Origin of the sequence: Ligilactobacillus apodemi DSM 16634 = JCM 16172, from assembly GCF_001434405.1 — a bacterium.
GTDB lineage: Bacteria > Bacillota > Bacilli > Lactobacillales > Lactobacillaceae > Ligilactobacillus > Ligilactobacillus apodemi.
In genome coordinates, this window is the sequence record NZ_AZFT01000053.1 from 93,109 (window position 1) to 109,267 (window position 16,159).

At 37.7% G+C, this 16,159-nt stretch carries 19 protein-coding genes and 1 pseudogene; 18 read left to right on the forward strand and 2 right to left on the reverse strand.

Translation table 11 applies throughout. The features are described 5' to 3' along the window. Positions 1-156: 156 nt before the first annotated feature. Genes FC32_RS05690 through msrB form a run of 3 tightly spaced genes read left to right on the forward strand, consistent with a single transcriptional unit; the run spans position 157 to position 2,645 of the window. Positions 157-816 (forward strand): response regulator transcription factor, encoded by a 660-nt coding sequence (locus FC32_RS05690; protein WP_025086530.1) that lies wholly within the window; start codon positions 157-159, stop codon positions 814-816. Beyond that, positions 807-2,189, forward strand: coding sequence for a sensor histidine kinase (locus FC32_RS05695; RefSeq protein ID WP_056957316.1), 1,383 nt, complete (start codon positions 807-809; stop codon positions 2,187-2,189). The genes FC32_RS05690 and FC32_RS05695 overlap by 10 nt, the downstream gene beginning before the upstream one ends. A 24-nt stretch (positions 2,190-2,213) precedes the next feature. Next, positions 2,214-2,645, forward strand: coding sequence for a peptide-methionine (R)-S-oxide reductase MsrB (msrB, locus tag FC32_RS05700; protein WP_025086531.1), 432 nt, complete (start codon positions 2,214-2,216; stop codon positions 2,643-2,645). A gap of 42 nt (positions 2,646-2,687) precedes the next feature. On the opposite strand, the gene FC32_RS05705 is transcribed toward msrB, so the two are convergent. Further along, positions 2,688-3,443, reverse strand: a complete 756-nt coding sequence (locus FC32_RS05705) for a class I SAM-dependent methyltransferase (protein WP_056957433.1) — start codon at positions 3,441-3,443, stop codon at positions 2,688-2,690. Between the two features lie 146 nt (positions 3,444-3,589). Between FC32_RS05705 and FC32_RS05710 the strand changes: the two genes are divergently transcribed. From FC32_RS05710 to FC32_RS05760, 12 genes and pseudogenes are all read left to right on the forward strand, one after another. After that, complete coding sequence (locus tag FC32_RS05710; RefSeq protein WP_025086532.1) at positions 3,590-4,540, forward strand: alpha/beta hydrolase; 951 nt, start codon at positions 3,590-3,592, stop codon at positions 4,538-4,540. Between the two features lie 153 nt (positions 4,541-4,693). Then, positions 4,694-4,975, forward strand: coding sequence for a helix-turn-helix domain-containing protein (locus FC32_RS05715; protein ID WP_025086533.1), 282 nt, complete (start codon positions 4,694-4,696; stop codon positions 4,973-4,975). A gap of 139 nt (positions 4,976-5,114) precedes the next feature. After that, positions 5,115-5,411, forward strand: a complete 297-nt coding sequence (locus FC32_RS05720; RefSeq protein WP_025086534.1) for a type II toxin-antitoxin system Phd/YefM family antitoxin — start codon at positions 5,115-5,117, stop codon at positions 5,409-5,411. After that, positions 5,381-5,642 (forward strand): annotated as a pseudogene (locus FC32_RS10390) (NAD(P)H-dependent oxidoreductase); the annotation flags it as partial. The gene FC32_RS05720 and the pseudogene FC32_RS10390, both read left to right, overlap by 31 nt. Positions 5,643-5,804: 162 nt before the next feature. After that, positions 5,805-6,323, forward strand: a complete 519-nt coding sequence (locus FC32_RS05725; protein WP_025086536.1) for a ClbS/DfsB family four-helix bundle protein — start codon at positions 5,805-5,807, stop codon at positions 6,321-6,323. A gap of 164 nt (positions 6,324-6,487) precedes the next feature. Continuing rightward, positions 6,488-6,985 (forward strand): AAA family ATPase, encoded by a 498-nt coding sequence (locus FC32_RS05730; RefSeq protein WP_025086537.1) that lies wholly within the window; start codon positions 6,488-6,490, stop codon positions 6,983-6,985. 86 nt (positions 6,986-7,071) lie between these two features. Continuing rightward, a complete protein-coding gene (locus FC32_RS05735) occupies positions 7,072-7,695 on the forward strand; it encodes an AAA family ATPase (RefSeq protein ID WP_025086538.1) in 624 nt (207 codons plus the stop codon). A 1-nt stretch (position 7,696) separates the two neighbouring features. Beyond that, positions 7,697-8,116 carry an RloB family protein gene (locus tag FC32_RS05740; RefSeq protein WP_025086539.1) on the forward strand — a complete coding sequence of 140 codons (420 nt, stop codon included), beginning with the start codon at positions 7,697-7,699 and terminating at the stop codon, positions 8,114-8,116. 198 nt (positions 8,117-8,314) lie between these two features. Then, positions 8,315-8,824 (forward strand): DinB family protein, encoded by a 510-nt coding sequence (locus FC32_RS05745; RefSeq protein WP_025086540.1) that lies wholly within the window; start codon positions 8,315-8,317, stop codon positions 8,822-8,824. A gap of 126 nt (positions 8,825-8,950) precedes the next feature. After that, positions 8,951-9,451, forward strand: a complete 501-nt coding sequence (locus tag FC32_RS05750) for a hypothetical protein (protein WP_025086541.1) — start codon at positions 8,951-8,953, stop codon at positions 9,449-9,451. Further along, positions 9,451-9,954, forward strand: a complete 504-nt coding sequence (locus tag FC32_RS05755; protein ID WP_025086542.1) for a hypothetical protein — start codon at positions 9,451-9,453, stop codon at positions 9,952-9,954. Before FC32_RS05750 ends, FC32_RS05755 begins: the two co-directional genes overlap by 1 nt. After that, positions 9,951-10,142, forward strand: a complete 192-nt coding sequence (locus tag FC32_RS05760; protein WP_025086543.1) for a helix-turn-helix transcriptional regulator — start codon at positions 9,951-9,953, stop codon at positions 10,140-10,142. The genes FC32_RS05755 and FC32_RS05760 overlap by 4 nt, the downstream gene beginning before the upstream one ends. 98 nt (positions 10,143-10,240) lie before the next feature. On the opposite strand, the gene FC32_RS05765 is transcribed toward FC32_RS05760, so the two are convergent. Further along, entirely contained in the window at positions 10,241-12,904 is a 2,664-nt protein-coding gene (locus FC32_RS05765; RefSeq protein ID WP_056957317.1) for an HAD-IC family P-type ATPase, read from the reverse strand. 575 nt (positions 12,905-13,479) lie between these two features. On the opposite strand from FC32_RS05765, the gene FC32_RS05770 reads away from it, so the two are divergent. The 3 genes from FC32_RS05770 to FC32_RS05780 all read left to right on the forward strand — a co-directional run bounded on the left by FC32_RS05770 (position 13,480) and on the right by FC32_RS05780 (position 16,150). Next, positions 13,480-13,773 (forward strand): WXG100 family type VII secretion target, encoded by a 294-nt coding sequence (locus FC32_RS05770; RefSeq protein ID WP_025086544.1) that lies wholly within the window; start codon positions 13,480-13,482, stop codon positions 13,771-13,773. A 73-nt stretch (positions 13,774-13,846) separates the two neighbouring features. Then, the gene (gene esaA / locus FC32_RS05775) at positions 13,847-15,796 is read left to right on the forward strand and encodes a type VII secretion protein EsaA (RefSeq protein ID WP_025086545.1); all 1,950 of its coding nucleotides are present in this window, start codon (positions 13,847-13,849) and stop codon (positions 15,794-15,796) included. 42 nt (positions 15,797-15,838) lie between these two features. Beyond that, positions 15,839-16,150, forward strand: a complete 312-nt coding sequence (locus FC32_RS05780; protein ID WP_025086546.1) for a hypothetical protein — start codon at positions 15,839-15,841, stop codon at positions 16,148-16,150. Positions 16,151-16,159 lie beyond the last annotated feature (9 nt).

Sequence of the window (16,159 nt, forward strand, 5' to 3'; positions counted from 1 at the left end):
AAAGAGCTTCAGGCAAATAAGGTGGCATATGTTGAGAGCGAGATGCTAAAATGGAGTGTGATAGCGGTAACATTTTGGACGATCGGCTTGATTTTTAGTTTATATTGGTTTTCAAAGTGGGATGGAAAGACTTACTTGGAATAAAAGAGAGAAGCTATGACAAAAATTTTAGTAGTTGATGATGAGCTGGATATGCTTATTTTGATCAAAAATATTTTAAAGAAGCGTAACTATTTGGTAGACGTTTATCAAGATCCCTTAGAAATAGTGCCAAATAAGTTAAATAATTATGACTTGATCTTGTTAGATATTATGATGCCTAACATTGATGGACGCACTTTTTGTAAAAATATCCGTCAAAGAGTTGATTGTCCAATTATCTTTTTGACAGCAAAAACGATGGAAGATGATATTGTCGCTGGTTTGGCGAGTGGTGGGGATGATTATCTTACTAAACCTTTTGGAATCAATGAGTTACTTGCACGCGTTGAGGCGCATTTGAGAAGAGAAAAGCGGGAACATCATGTTGCTTTAAATTTAGGTGATATTCGGCTTGATCTGGCTGCCCATGAAGTGTTTATCAATGATGAAAAAGTGGCACTTACAAAAGCAGAATACCAACTATGTGAGTTACTTGCACGGCGAAAAGGGCAAGTGTTTTCACGGGAACAACTTTATGAGATGATCTTTGGGTATGATGGCACTGGTAATTCGGCAGCAATTGCTGAGCATGTTAAAAATATTAGGGCTAAGTTTCAAAAACATGGTGTTCAGCCAATCGAGACTGTTTGGGGAGTGGGGTATAAATGGAGATAAGTAAAAAAGGACGCTCCTTAAAGGTGATTTTTTTTGAATACTTAGTGAGTGTAACTTTAGGCTTAGTTTTAGCACTTAGTTTGGCAATGCTTAGTGTCAATTTTTTGACTTCAAGTGGCATGATCAAACCAGCTAATTATGCCGAAAATTTGATTTTGAAAAATAAAACTAAACTGGCAAAGTCTGAACCATTTGATGCTAGTCTGTTGCCAAGCGATACTTCATATTTGTTACTTTCAAATACTGGAAAAACGCTGAAAAGCAATATGAGTCAAGCAACTCAAAGAGAAGCGCGTCAATTTCACACCGGAAATTTCAACAATACCGCAGCATCTAGCTATTTAGAGTTCAAAAGGAAAAATGGTTATGTCATTATTCACTATACTCTCCAACCACATTACGCTAATAAGTGGTTGGAAAAATATTTTCCTAGTGTAAATATTTTATTTGCTACTCTCTTGGTGATTTTTTGTGTCGTAACGATTTTGCTGATTACACTGTTTTGGGCTAAACGCCTTACTAAACAACTGGCACCAATCCTTGAAGCATCCAAAAAAATTTCCCAGCAAGATTTGGATTTTGAAATGCCTTATTCAAAGGTCAGTGAATTTAATTTAGTCATAAACGGGCTTGAAGAAATGAAAGTAGCCTTGAGCAATGCTTTGGCAAGTAAATGGCGTATAGAAGAGCAACGAAAAGAACAAGTTGCCGCGCTCACGCATGATTTAAAGACGCCAATTGCAATCGTTCAGGGAAATGCCCAACTGCTAAAAGAAACAAAAATGACCTTAGAACAGCAGATGTATGTGGCGTATATTCTTAAAAATTCCCAGCGAATCGCCGACTATGCTCAAGCGCTGATGGTTACAAATACGACAGCAGATCTAACTAAAGTCGAGTTAATAGAAATGCAAAGTAGAGCGGTTGCTGATAAAATAATTGAAATAGCTACTGAAATAGTTGCCACTTCGTCATTAAAACTGCATCAAAAAATCGCAGTTGAACAGCGGTCATTATTTATTGATATGAAGTTATTGGAGCGCGCAGTTCAAAATGTTTTAGCCAATGCGCTGACCTATGCTCCTGGAGATTCGGTGCTTGAATTCCAGCTCAAAACTACCCCAGATCAGCTAGATCTAAGAATCGTGGATCAAGGCCCTGGATTTTCAGCGGCTGATTTGGTTCATGGTAAAGAACGTTTCTATCGGGGCGATAAAAGTCGCCACTCTCCCAAAAACTATGGGCTAGGCTTATTTATGGTAGCTCAGATCATGAAATTACACAAAGGAGAGTTGATCTTAGAAAATCAAAAAAATCACCACGGTGCACAAGTGATCTTAAAGTTTCCACTGAGCATAGCTGATGATAATTAGAATATCAAAACGGAGGTAAAAATTATGCGTGAAAATGAACAAGAATTACGGCAAAGAATTGGTGATCTTGCTTATGATGTTACCCAAAATGCTGCGACCGAGCATCCCTTTACCGGGCAGTACGATGAATTTTTTGAAAAAGGAATTTACGTTGATGTCGTAAGCGGTGAACCGTTGTTTTCATCCAAAGACAAGTATAATTCAGGCTGTGGTTGGCCGGCGTTTACCAAACCACTGGCTCAAGATAGTGTGACGACTAAAGCTGATTTTTCGCATTTCATGCGCCGAACTGAAGTTAAAAGTAGTCAGGCTGATTCGCATTTAGGTCATGTTTTTAATGATGGCCCCAAAGAAGCAGGCGGCCTACGTTATTGTATCAATTCAGCAGCATTACGCTTTATTCCGTATGACAAGATGGAACAAGCTGGTTATGGTGACTATTTAGATCGTGTCTAAGTAAAAACGCCTTGCAACAATTGGGTTGCAGGGCGTTTGATTTTATTTTGGTTTAACACTAGCGACGGCAATGTAATTAAAATTATCTTTATTACTACTAAATAAGTGATGCATAGCTTTAAATTGGGCACGGTTTTCTTTTTTTAAGCCATTTTTGACGATTTTTAGTGTTCCCAAGAAACCTTCATCTCTGATCATTCCGGCTGGACTCATCAAACTCATTGGACCAACTTTACTTGTCACCTCAAAGCCTTGTTGTGAAAAGAGTTCTTCCCAATTTTCTTTAGTTAACGGGGTTGCATGAACGTTGATCGTTTGGCCAAGCTGTGTGACTAATTGTGGGTCATCTTTGATAAGTCTGACATCATGGGTCAGTAAGATCCCCCCTGGTTTTAAAACGCGGTAATATTCTTTGATTGCTTTTTGTTTACTTGCATAAGGAAACATTGTCAACATCGCTTCATTGATCACTACATCAAAAGTTTCCGCTTCAAATGGTAACTTAAAGGCATTGCCCCGTTTGGCGGTGATCTTGTCAGTTAAGCCATGCTTTTCAATATTCTTTTGCGCTTTAGCGATAACTTTTTGGTCTAAGTCGATCCCAGTCACTTGACAATGATATTTTTCAACGAGTTCGATCATCGTTGTGCCCATATTACAAGCAACTTCTAACACTTTAGTCTCCTTTGTAAAATGTCCGTGGGCTAAAAGCCAATCAGTTGCCTCCTTGCCACCTGGTCTAAGTCTAGTTTTACCTAAACGTGCCAGAAATGTGTGGCCAGCTTCCTTTTCCATCATATCACCTTCATTGTTTTTCTTTGGTCTATTCATTATACCTTATTTTGTTAAAATAGTGGCACAGTTAGAGCATGCTAACTTTTTGCTTAGTGTAGCTAAAATGTGCTAGTTTAAAACTATAGTATGGATGCAAAAGGGGTAGAGTTATGAAAGATAAAAATTATATCGAACCAGAATTTTACACACCAGCAGATTTTCCAACGTCAAAGGCTCGTTCCAAATATGAAGTTAACAAGATAAAGGCGGATCTAACTTGGCGCTATCCATTCATCAAGATGGATGAAGTCTATGCCCATAAAGATGGGATGGATCTACATGTGCATGTTATTATGCCGACACCAAATAATCTTTTTCCGTCAGACAAGACTTTTCCTTTGGTAGTCTACGTGCAAGGTTCTGCTTTTCAAAAGCAAAATATGGGTGATCACTTAGCTCATTTAGCTGAATTTGCGATGCGTGGATATGTGATCGCGATGGTAGAATACCGTTATGCGCCTAAAGCAACTTTTCCTAAGCAGATCTTAGATGTTAAGACCGCGATCCGCTTTCTTTATCAAAATAAAGAAAAGTATCATATCCAAGCTGATCAAGCGATTCTCTGGGGGGACTCCTCGGGTGGACACACGGTGGTTATGACCGCAGTCACTGAACATAATCAAAACTTTAGTGAAGAAGACAATGAAACCCAACCGTTAAACATTATTGGGGTGATCGATCTTTACGGACCAACGGTGATCAGACGGATGAACTATCAACCATCGATTGGAGATCACACTTCCGCTAACGGCTATGAAGGGCAACTTTTCGGGAGAATCCCCGTGTTAGAAAATCTGGATTTAGTTGAAAAAGCTAATCCATTGAACTATATTACGCCTGAATCAGCCTTACCACCATTTTTGATCATGCACGGTGACAAGGATCGCTTAGTGCCATTTGAACAAAGCGTCTTGTTATACGATGCACTAAAGGATGCAGGTAAAGATGCAACGTTCTATCAATTAGAAGGGGCAGACCACGCTATGGATGCCTTTTTCACTAAGCAAATGACCAACATTGTGGCTGATTTTATGCAAAAATGTTTAAAGAAAAGTAAATAATTTTTTAGACAAGCACGAGGATGTGTTTGTCTTTTTTGTGTTCATAAAGCAATGAAATTACTGATATTTTAGCCAAAAAAGTTGTGCTTTTATTTTGGGTGACAGTGTGCTATCTTTGAAAAAAATTCTCAGATATGCAAAGGGGGAAAAAGCATGCAAAAATTTGGTGAAGTTTTTCAAAAGTTTCGCAAAGCACGGGGATTAAAGCTAAAAGATCTAGCAATAGCGGGACTTTCAATCTCACAATTATCACGGTTGGAACACAGAAAAACAGAGCTGACAGTCACTAAGTTTATGCAGACACTTGATGAACTAAACGTTTTACTGGCTGAATTTATGTATGTTGCACATGAATTTCAGCAAACAAGTTCAGCTAAATTGTTTGCTAAATTAGAAGCGGGTTTGATATTTAAAAATAAGAAATATTTTGCCTAGTCGAAAGAAAAACTATTTCAAATAAGTATTAGAGCGCTATTTGTGCTTAAGGGATTACTCATTGCTTTTATGTGCAGAATAGTTGTGTTTTTTGTGAAAAAATAAAGTACAATATTATGTACAAAAGGAGTGTGGTATTATGACTTTAGCATTGACACAAAGTGATTTTAGAACCAATATCAAAGAATATTTAGATCGTGTGAATGAAGATGATGAAGTTGTATATATTGCTCGCTCAAATAAGCAAGCAGTAGCAGTTATTTCGCAAGAAAAAATGTACTGGATGGAGAAGGCTTTACAGGCAAAGGAAAATTCATTAGAATACGCGGTGGCGAGAGATCAACTTATTGAACGTCACGTCTTACCAGATGACAAGATTGTAGAGTCTAATGATGAATACTGGGGACAATCGTTCCTGGTTCACCAAGCAGTGTGATCAACACGCATCATTATCAAGCAATGTATTATTCTGACGGGTCATTTGCAGGAATTAACGAAATGGTCTTTAACTTCAAACCATGGCTAGATTGGTATTTAAAAGAAACTGGTCAACACCTAGTCGGGGGAAATGCCGGTAAAATGATGCCTGATGTAACTACCGGTGCTTCAAAAAATGCAAGTGCAACTGGAAACACCAGATGCTAATACAGGGGCATCGGAACATTAAATATATTATTAGTCGCAGTGAAACGTAGTAGCGTTTGTTGCGACTATTTTTGGTGAAAAAGAGAGTATATTGTTTAGAAAAAAATGAGCAGACGTTATAATTAAGGCAAAGCTAATGTATTGCGCTGGTTGAGGGAAAAGACTTAAAAGGAGATTTTAAACGATGAGAAGTTATCATGGTAAAGCGGAACTAAAAGCTGAGATCCAAAAAACATATGACAAGTATATTGCAGAATTTTCCGAGATTCCCGAGACATTAAAAGATAAACGTTGTGAGGAAGTTGACCGTACGCCGGCTGAGAATTTAGCTTATCAAGTGGGGTGGACAACACTCTTATTGCAATGGGAAGCTGATGAAAGACAGGGTAAATTGGTAAAAACGCCAACTGAGGACTATAAGTGGAATCAATTAGGCGAACTTTACCAATATTTTTCCGCCACCTATGCATCATTGTCACTAAAAGATTTACAAGAACGATTAGCTAAAAATATTCAGGCAATCTATCAAATGCTGGATGAAATGAGTGAAGCAGAGGTCTTTGAACCACATATGCGAAAATGGGCGGATAATTCGACTAAAACAGCGGTATGGGAAGTCTATAAGTTTATTCATGTGAATACCGTTGCTCCGTTCACGACTTTTAGGACTAAAATTAGAAAATGGAAACGATTGATGTTGTAAAGGTTATAAGAATATTTTTTAGCAATAATCAATGAAAATAGTCGCTGGGAAAATAAAATATTTAGTTCCCAACGACTATTTTTGGTGAAAAAGAGCATATTATTTAGAAAAAACGAAAAAACGTTATAATTGATACAAATTATTAAAGAGGTGGTGGCTTTAGCATGTTGGTTGATTTTAAAGTTACTAATTTCAAGTCATTTAAAAATACTAATGAATTTTCATTAGAAAAGGGAAAATATCTTCGAAAATATAAAAACAATATTTTGACATTTGGAAAAACCAAGTTATTGAAACTAGCAATTTTATTTGGAGGTAATGCTAATGGTAAAACTAATTTGCTTGATGCTTTAAAGCTATTGCGTTTTTTAGTTTTAACTCCAACTACAAGTGAAAATAAACCATTGCCAACGGCTACATTTGGTTATAATAACGGTAATACAAAGTTTGCGATTTCTTTTATTAAAGAGCAACAATATTTTGAATATGAGGTAGTTTATAATCGAAATGAGATCAATTTTGAAAAATTAGCAGTAGCCGGTAGGGTGACTTTTGAACGTGTAGGGCAAAGATTCGAGCAACTTCCTGAACAACTTACGCTACTCCAAAAAAATATTAGAAAAAACCAAAATCTCCTTTTTTTGCACAGGAAAACAATGTAAAAGAGGCTAAGTTAGCCTATACTTGGTTTCTAGAAGATTTAGTTTTTGTTAATTCAGATCAGGTACCAAATGTTTTATTTAAGTCGTTGGCAGAACCAAATTTTAAAAATAAGTTTCTGAAATTTCTTAGGGCAGCAGACTTTAATATTGTTGATGTTGAAGTTAAAGAACGCAATGTTTTGCGACCAGGAATTCGATTTGATCTAGATGGAGAGCTCCTTTTATCCAAAGAAGATGACGCTTATGTCACAGTGTATGATGTATATACAACGCATCGAGCTAAAGAAGGAAGTTTTCAAGTGCATTTCGACAATGAAAGCACGGGAACCAAGGCTTTTATGTTTTTAGCATTGTATATTTTGCATAATGAAAATGCTAAAAAAGTTTTGTTGATCGATGAATTTGATCGCTCTTTTCACCTTGAGTTAGCTGAAGCATTATTAGATGTTTTTACGCATGAAAAACAATCAAATCAATTTATTTTAACAACTCATGAATTATCTTTAATGGATCATAATTTGCGTCAAGATCAAATTTGGTTTGCTGAGAAAAATGAGTATGGAGAGACAGAACTATCTTCAATTTACGACTTTGACGATGTTTTTTTGAACAGAGGTGACTTTGGTTATAAAAAACGTTATCTAGAAGGGAGATTTGGAGCTACGCAAATCGTTAATCATTCCGCTTTATTAGATGTTTTGGGGGAATAGCATGGTAAGAAATAAAAAGGGGAAGAAAGAGAAGCGAAAAATTTACATTTTGGTAGAAGGAGAAACTGAGCAAAAATATTTTGATTTTTTACGTCAAAAACTACGCTTGTCCAATGTAAAAATAAAAACGCCTATCTTGAATAATAGTGGCATAACTTGGATAGATAAAGCTAAGCGGTTATTACAAAATGATCCTAAACTTAAGAGAGACAAACAGACTGATGTTTTTGTTATCTTTGATAAAGATAAAATTAAAGTAAATGAGTTAAAATCAATGTTTACTAAAGCAACTAGGGAATCTTTTGAAATTGTTTTTTCAAATATTGCATTTGAAGTATGGCTCTTGGCTCACTTCGAGCCACTGACTCCATATACATTATCTAAGCAAAAATTGAAGAATAAATTGAGTAATCATTTATAGACAAAATATCTTAAAGCAACTTCAGATCAATTGGAAGAAATCATTGAAAATTTGGAATGTGCGCTAAAAAATGCAGCGCCAATTTCTAAAGTGGATTTCGAACAACAATCAACAAATATTGGGATGATAATTATGAAAATCAAGCAAAGCTAGTAACAGATGGTTACTACTATAAATTATTGAAATGGGGGAAATATTATGCAAACAACAGACATGTTAGTTGATGCACTTAACCGGGCAGAAGAACGTTTTTTGGAAACGATCGCGCAGATGAATGTGGAACAATTAAATACTATGCCGACAGACTTGATCAAGTCGGTCACGTGGCTAACGTGGCATACAGCTAAAATGATCGATCAACAGTTATCAGAATTAGCAGGAAAAGAACCACTTTATACGAGTCAAGGGTGGGGCGAAAAATTTAATTTGGCTCTACCTTTAGATACACAAGATTGGATCCACACTCCGACCGAAGCTCGTAAAGTTCAAGTAAACGATAAAAGACTACTAATAGATTATTTACAAGCAGCGGTTGCTTTTGGGCGAGAATATTTAACAAATTTGGATCTAACGACCTTAGATGAGATCATTGATGAAAGTTGGGAATCCCCAGTTACAAGGGCGGTAAGGATCATTTCGATCCTGGATGATGCTAGTATGCATTCGGGACAAGTGGTATATACTAGAAGATTAGTTTTAGGTAAATAATAAGCTAAAGAGTGTCAGTAGTGACACTCTTTTTTTGTCAACTCACAAGTTATTTTTGTAAAATATAGTTGACGTTATTTCTGGTTTAAATTACTATTAGGGTGTAGAAAAAGGAGGAGATACATTATGTTAGCCACAATAGTTGCAATTTTTATTTTATTGATAATGGTAGTTTTGCTGCTCTCTGCGCGAAAGGTTAAAGAGTATGATGAACGGCAAGAACTTGTTATGAATCGTGGTAGTAAGTATGCCTTGACCACTGTGATTGTTTTGAATATGTTTTTTTATGTTCTGAGCTTCGGGGATAGTTTTTTTAAGATTGCCAGTAATGTTCACGTCAGCAATAAGTATTTGGAGTGGAGTTCTAATATTTGCACTTTATGGTATTTGGCAACATGCATTTTTTCGTTTAGAGCTAAAGAAACTAGTGGCTTTGCAGTTTTAATGATTGTAACAGGAATCGTCAATGTAGCACTTGGTGTCATTGATTATTTAGGGCTGTGGGGAGATAAGCCAGAAATTGTAGAAGGAATCAGTCTAGGCATTGTCGGTTTTAGCTGTTTAAGTATGGGGGCAACGATCATGTTACGTAACTATTTAGATAAAGCTAAAGAAGGTGAACTCTAGTGGATTTGATAGGGTTATTATTTTTAATTGCTTTACTAGCTATTGGGTATTGGTTAGTGGTGACAAAAAATGCAGGTGAGCGGGATGAACGTCAAGAATTGATCGCAAATAAGGGATATAAATATGCTTTTCTTGCAATCATGTTATTAAATGTGGTGATTTACTTAATGGGGAGATACAGCAATATTTTTCAAATATCAAAAATGGACCTTGCTTTGCTAAATATTTGGTTTGGAACACTAGTATTTGCTCTATACACTATCTGGCGTAATGCTTATTTTTCAGTTAAAGTTAAAAATAGTAACGCAACTGGTTGGGGCTTCTTAGTTATTGGGATTCTTAATTTTTTTAGTGTGTTTGGTGATCGATTGGGCTTTTTTGATGAACATTTCACACACTCCCAAAGCGTATATATGCTATTTTTAGGGATTTTCTTAATAATCGTGGGAGCAACGATCATGTTGCGTAATCATCTTGACCGTAAGGAAGATGAAGGCAGATGAAAAATTTAAAGTTAAAAGCAGCTCGAGCGGGTAAAGATCTTTCGCAACAAGCTTTAGCTGAGCGGGTAGGTGTTTCACGCCAAACGATCTCGGCAATCGAAAAGGGTGATTATAACCCAACGATCAAACTTTGCATCAGTATTTGTAAAGAACTTGATGTAACCTTAAACGATCTATTTTGGAAATAATATCTAGTCAACCATCATGTTTTTGAAACGTGATGGTTGATTTTTTTAGTAGAACAAACAAAAACTCCCGCGCCCATTTTGCTGGCACGGGAGATAGATTAATTTTTAATGTGGGCTAAGCGTAGTTTGAAGAATTTATCCAACTCAGTCACCGCTAAGATGCTAAAACCACAGATGATCGTCAAACTCCATTCACCTAATTGCATTGCAGTGGTACTAAAGGCATTTTGCATGAATGGTAGGTAGGTCAAGCCCAGTTGCAATCCAATCATCAGCAAGATGATCCCAAAAGCCTTTTTGTTTGTAAATGAAGCTCGGGAAAAGGCCGATTCTGCAGTGCGAATATTGAACAAGTAAAAAATTTTGCTAAAGACGATAATGTTGACCATGGCGGTGCTTGCTAAAGCGGTAGTTGCACCAGTGGCGATCAGTAGTTCATAAGCACCCAATCCTACTAAAGCGATCAATAGTGAAACATAGCCTAATTGAAGCATTTCACGGCCAGAGATCAGCTGGTGGTTGCTCTTACGTGGTGGGCGTTTCATCAAGTCGCTGGCACCAGGTTCAAAAATAAAAGCAAATTGGATCGTGATCGCCGAGACTAGGTTGATCCAAAGCAGTTGGGTCGCTTGTAACGGCATTTCTTGATCAAAGAGGAGCGTTAAAAAGATGATCAACCCTTCAGCAAATGACGTTGGTAATAAGAAGAGAATGCTCTTTTTGATATTATCATATATCCGACGTCCTTCTTTGATCGCTGTAGCTAAAGTTGCAAAGTTATCGTCAGTTAAGATCATGTCAGCAGCTTCTTTAGCGGCATCGGTACCTTTGATCCCCATAGCAACTCCAATATCAGCTTTTTTCAATGCTGGTGCATCATTGACACCGTCACCGGTCATCGCAGTGATCTTGCCTTTTTGTTGTAAAGCTTCGATGATCTCTAATTTATTTTCTGGCGTTGTCCGCGCAAAAATTTGATTTTTGACGGCAGCTTCAACTTTTTGTTCAGGGGTCAGTTGATCCCAAATAGGGCCAGTGATCGTTTGTAATTCTCCAGGAGCCAAACCTAATTGCCGCCCGATTGCTGCTGCGGTCAGTGGGGCATCCCCAGTGATCATTTTAACTTCAACTTTGGCCTTGTTCATTTCGCGTAAAGCTGCGATGACTTCAGGACGTGGTGGGTCAATGATCCCAACTAAGCCTAGGAACGAAAAACCACTTTGAAGGTGTTCATGTGTTAGTTTGGTGAGTTGTTCAGTTGGTTTGATCACCCCTAAAGCAACGACACGTTTACCTTGCTTAGCTAACTGATCAGCTTTTGCTTGCCAAAACGAACGGTTGAAGCTTTGATCTTGTTGCTGAGCAAAGTTGAATACCTTGTCAGGCGCCCCTTTTAGATAGATCTTTTGAGTACCATTTGGAAGCTTTACGAGGCTTGCCATGTAACGATGAAACGAATCAAACGGTAAGAGAGCGAGTTTTTCTAAGTTGATCTGTTCTTTAGTAGGCATCAATTTATGATAAACGGTTAGGAAAGCTCCATCGGTTGGTTCACCGTTGATCGTCCAAATATCATCATTTTGTGTGAGCGTTGTATCATTTGCAAAATATCCCGCTAAGAGTAGTTCTTTTAGTTTAGCTTCCCGTTCATTAGTAGGTTTTCTATTAATAAATAGTGCCCCAGTTGGCGCATAACCGCTACCACTGACGGAAAAATGACGTTCATCAAAGTAAATATCGGTGACGGTCATTTCGTTTTTAGTCAAAGTCCCAGTTTTGTCGGTTGCGATCACGTCGACTGCACCTAATGTTTCGGCAGAAGGTAGTGATTTTACGATCGCATTTTTATTTTTAGCTAAATCAGCAACGCCTAAAGCTAAAATGACCGAAGTGGTAGCTGGTAGTCCTTCGGGGATCGAGCCCACGATCATTGTTACGATCGCTAAAGTTAAAACTGGTAGCGAATAGGTCTCAAAGAGCATGCCCAAGATAAACAGTAAGACCGCCGCGCCTAAAACACAGATGGAAACGGTCTTGCCTAAGGCGTTGATCTCCTTGACTAATGGGGTAGGGCGCGTTTTAGCGGTAGCGACAGCAGTTGAGATCTTACCTAATTCAGTTTTTTGCCCCGTTGCTACGACTATCCCTAAGCCAGAACCATTAACAACTGTAGTGGAAGAAAATGCCATATTTGTCTGTTCAGCTAAAGGTAAGTCAGCCTCTTCTAGTGGTTCGGCGTGTTTAGTCACTGCATCAGCTTCACCGGTCAAAGTAGCTTCTTCGATTCTAAGGTCCGCTGTTTTTAATAAACGCAGATCAGCAGAGACTTGGTCACCAGCTTCTAAAAAGACTACATCACCACGAACTAACTTAGTCGCAGCAATATCTTGACGGATGCCATCGCGATAGACTGTAGCGTTAGTTGCCAATAAGTCTTTGATTTTGGCCAAAGCATCGGCAGCATTTGCTTCTTGATAATAACCGATCACAGCATTAGCGATGATTACCACGCTGATGACAAGTGCGTCAGTATAGTGACCTAAAAAAAGAGTTAATAGGGCTGCAAACAACAAGATATAGATGATCATGTTGTTGAATTGACGGATAAATAAGCGCCATTTAGGTGTTTTTTTAGCAACTAGGGCATTAGGTCCCTCGCTGGCTGCTCTTTTAGTTGCTGTCTTGGTTGAAAGTCCCTGAAGTGGGTCCTCTTGCTCATAATCTTGGAGTAATTCTACTAAATTTTTTTGATAAGGTTTCATGTTATATCTTTCCTTTCTTTGATCATCTTTAGTTGTTAAGTGATAAACTTACAACTATCTGCGAAAGACAAAAGGAACCTTATTTAAGCGTACAAAAATAGCGCGAGACGGATAAGGGTCGTCCACTCGTGTTACCTACCTTTCTAATATAATTTAAGTACATTTTACCACGAGCGATTCAAAATGGAGTCGTTTTCATGCTTGGTTTAAAGCAAATTTAAACCAACTTAGCTAAAGTTTAAGGGGGTAATAGATTTTCAAAGTCTTGGTTGAAAGCCAGGGCTTTTTTGTTTTTTTTAAAATGAAATATTTTTGTAACAGAAGTAAAAAGTGAAAAAACTATAATTATTAAATTTTGATGTTTAGATATGAAATTGGCATTAATTTTTTTAATATTAGGGTTTAGCGCTTGGACTTTTTTAAGTTAAATTAGATTAAGGAATAAAGTAATGATAGACTTAATTCATTTTTTATAAAAATTAAAAAGTATAATATACATCATTAAAAATGGCTTGTTAATATATTAATTTAGCGTTAAAAATCGGTTGTTAAATTTAATTAAAGGTGGTTTTTATATGAGCGCAATTTCCGTTACTCCAGAACAGTTACGGGCTTCAGCTAAGGTGTACATCCACGCTGCACAAGAGATCCAACAACAAATGCAACGTGTCCAAAGCGAAAATAACAATATGGCAAATGAATGGCGTGGACAAGCTTTTCAAGCTTATCTCCAACAATTTGAGCAATTGAAGGGGAATGTTACACAAATGACACAGCTGCTAGAACAAATCGATCGTCAGCTCGAATCGTATGCTAATACTGTTGAACAACGTGATAACGAAGATCGTAGTGCTTTTGGTTTAAGCTAATAGTCAGTGAGACCCTCAATTTAAAAGTTGAGGGTCTTTTTTAGGTAATGCAAAGAAAAAAGGTGATGTAAAGATGAAGAAAATAACAACTAAGCGAGATTTGGGGCTAGCTTTGATCAGTCTTTTAGGGACGATTTTATTGCTCAGCTTAGTATGGCTAGGAATAGGGAATAAAAATATCATTCGCCATGATGAAAATGCGCAGATAAATAATAAAGTTCGCTACGTTTTGGTCAATGAAGATAATGGGGCGACCTTTAACGGAAAAACGTATAACTTAGGGGGCGACTTTATCAAACTTGTTTCTAGGGATACAAAACATGAGTGGCAAACTGCATCATATGATATGGCCGAAGCAGGGATCAAAAATGGGACTTATGACGTTGAAGTCGTTATTCCTGAAAACTTTTCTTCACGGATCTTAGCGCTTCAAAGTACTGCACCAAAGCAAGCTGGGATCAGTTATCGCGTTCGCAAAGAACAAAATGAGGTCACCAATCAAGCCGTCGGGCGCAATGTCGACAGTATGATCAATTATTTCAATAACCGCGTCGTGCGGATGTATTTTACTAGTTTAGTCGGCAATTTACGGAGTGCCCAATTTGCGATGGGGACGGTCGCTAACCGCCAAACAAGCCAAGTAAATGATTTAGCTAGTCAAGTTCAACAACCATTCCAAGGATTAAATGACCAATTTAGTTCGTTGTTTAGTACAGCAAACATTTTAGATCAAGATCCACTAACGGATAGTCAAATGACCCAGGATTTTAGCAACAATGTTCGCTCATTATTACAAGATTTGAATCAAGGTTTAGCTAGTGGTGATGATGCAAATACTGCGTTGAACGAAGAATTGACTAAACAACTTCAGCGCTATGATGCATTAAATAGTCAAACGAGCACTTATCAATTAGCAGTCGGCAATTATTTAGAAAATGGCTCGTTGATCTCATCGCTAAGTGATACTACTAGTTCTTTCCTAAAAGATACTCAAGCTAACCAAGCATCACTTGAAGGTCAGTTACAACAATTAAGTGAACAATATCAAGTCTTACGGACTTTACAGCAACAGTTAGAGACCGAATATGGCTTAACTAAAACTTCCCAAGCTGAGAATTTAGCCGCACTTAAAGCTAAGTTGACTGGTGATAGTAGTGCTAATACTCAAGTCTTAAAAAACTTTGCTGCTCAAATGAAGCAAAGTTTAGCTAACTTGCCATTGGCAGAAGATTTGACCAATGATAGTGAATTGACCAAAGATCTGTGGAATAGCCAAGATAAGGCTCAATATCAAGCTGCAGTCAAGATCTTGACCAAATATGCTAAAAATCTAGATAGTGCTTATGGCACCCAAAAAGTCACCTATTTAGAAAAAAATTCACAACAAGATACCTATACGGGAACTGTCACGCTAAATTTAACCGTCGGACAGACAAATACGATCAAGTTAAATGGTGATAAGGTAACCGGAAAAGTTGAACCCGCCCAAATCACTCAAGCTTTAACAACGGCTGGGTATCAAAATGTAGTAGTTTCAGCATTCAAGAATAATCAATTAACAGTTAGATTCACAGCACCAAGTTCGACTGCTAAAAATGCCAAGACGACCCCAACGGCTAACACTAAAGAGACTACTTCAAGTGAAGCGCAAGTTGAAACTACAGAAGAGTCGCCAAGTGAAGCAACTTCCAGTGAAAGTCAAGCAACTAGCGAATCGGCGACTTCAGAATCAGCGTCAGCTTCGTCTTCAGCTAAGAGTGAAGAATCAACTGAAACACAACCAACAACTACAGCTAAAAATGTAGCAATCAGTTTTAATGTCGATTATCAAGTCGATGCTTCCACTGAATATAAATGGAGTGTAGATGATCAAGTTCAAAGTACCGGAAAATTTGAATTGGTTTCACAAACGGATAGTACCAAACTCAACCAAAATGTTGCTCAAACGATTGCTTTAGCGCATGAAATAAAGGCAGTTTATGGGCAAAGTCAAAGTAGTTTAGCGGACTTTTTAGCCAACTAAACTCAAAGTCAGATCACAGCTTTACCAGAATCATTGGCGGCAGTGGCAACTAAGAGTACGGAGTTAACGCCAGAAGTCGAAAAATATGCTGACCAATTAGTCGCTCAGTATGAAAAGCTAAGTGAACAAGTCAACGCTTTGGGTGAAGCAACTGGGCAATTAGCAACTACAAGTAAAACTCCAGCTGAGATCAAGGAGTTAAACGAACTTAGTCAAAATCTAAACGCCACGAGACAACAAGAATACCTTGATCAAGTTTTAGAGATCGTTAAAATGAAATCTATGAACTCTTCCAAACAGCCTATAGTGGGGCTAAGTATGAGCCCGCTGAAGCCAAAGCAACTGCTAAAGTAGATGATCGCA

What these genes read in the sequence shown, in the direction of transcription:
- FC32_RS05690 (WP_025086530.1), top strand. Translation starts at nt 157, where the DNA reads ATGACAAAAATTTTAGTAGTTGATGATGAGCTGGATATGCTTATTTTG.
- FC32_RS05695 (WP_056957316.1), top strand. Translation starts at nt 807, where the DNA reads ATGGAGATAAGTAAAAAAGGACGCTCCTTAAAGGTGATTTTTTTTGAA.
- msrB (WP_025086531.1), top strand. Translation starts at nt 2,214, where the DNA reads ATGCGTGAAAATGAACAAGAATTACGGCAAAGAATTGGTGATCTTGCT.
- FC32_RS05705 (WP_056957433.1), bottom strand. Translation starts at nt 3,443, where the DNA reads ATGATGGAAAAGGAAGCTGGCCACACATTTCTGGCACGTTTAGGTAAA.
- FC32_RS05710 (WP_025086532.1), top strand. Translation starts at nt 3,590, where the DNA reads ATGAAAGATAAAAATTATATCGAACCAGAATTTTACACACCAGCAGAT.
- FC32_RS05715 (WP_025086533.1), top strand. Translation starts at nt 4,694, where the DNA reads ATGCAAAAATTTGGTGAAGTTTTTCAAAAGTTTCGCAAAGCACGGGGA.
- FC32_RS05720 (WP_025086534.1), top strand. Translation starts at nt 5,115, where the DNA reads ATGACTTTAGCATTGACACAAAGTGATTTTAGAACCAATATCAAAGAA.
- FC32_RS05725 (WP_025086536.1), top strand. Translation starts at nt 5,805, where the DNA reads ATGAGAAGTTATCATGGTAAAGCGGAACTAAAAGCTGAGATCCAAAAA.
- FC32_RS05730 (WP_025086537.1), top strand. Translation starts at nt 6,488, where the DNA reads ATGTTGGTTGATTTTAAAGTTACTAATTTCAAGTCATTTAAAAATACT.
- FC32_RS05740 (WP_025086539.1), top strand. Translation starts at nt 7,697, where the DNA reads ATGGTAAGAAATAAAAAGGGGAAGAAAGAGAAGCGAAAAATTTACATT.
- FC32_RS05745 (WP_025086540.1), top strand. Translation starts at nt 8,315, where the DNA reads ATGCAAACAACAGACATGTTAGTTGATGCACTTAACCGGGCAGAAGAA.
- FC32_RS05750 (WP_025086541.1), top strand. Translation starts at nt 8,951, where the DNA reads ATGTTAGCCACAATAGTTGCAATTTTTATTTTATTGATAATGGTAGTT.
- FC32_RS05760 (WP_025086543.1), top strand. Translation starts at nt 9,951, where the DNA reads ATGAAAAATTTAAAGTTAAAAGCAGCTCGAGCGGGTAAAGATCTTTCG.
- FC32_RS05765 (WP_056957317.1), bottom strand. Translation starts at nt 12,904, where the DNA reads ATGAAACCTTATCAAAAAAATTTAGTAGAATTACTCCAAGATTATGAG.
- FC32_RS05770 (WP_025086544.1), top strand. Translation starts at nt 13,480, where the DNA reads ATGAGCGCAATTTCCGTTACTCCAGAACAGTTACGGGCTTCAGCTAAG.
- esaA (WP_025086545.1), top strand. Translation starts at nt 13,847, where the DNA reads ATGAAGAAAATAACAACTAAGCGAGATTTGGGGCTAGCTTTGATCAGT.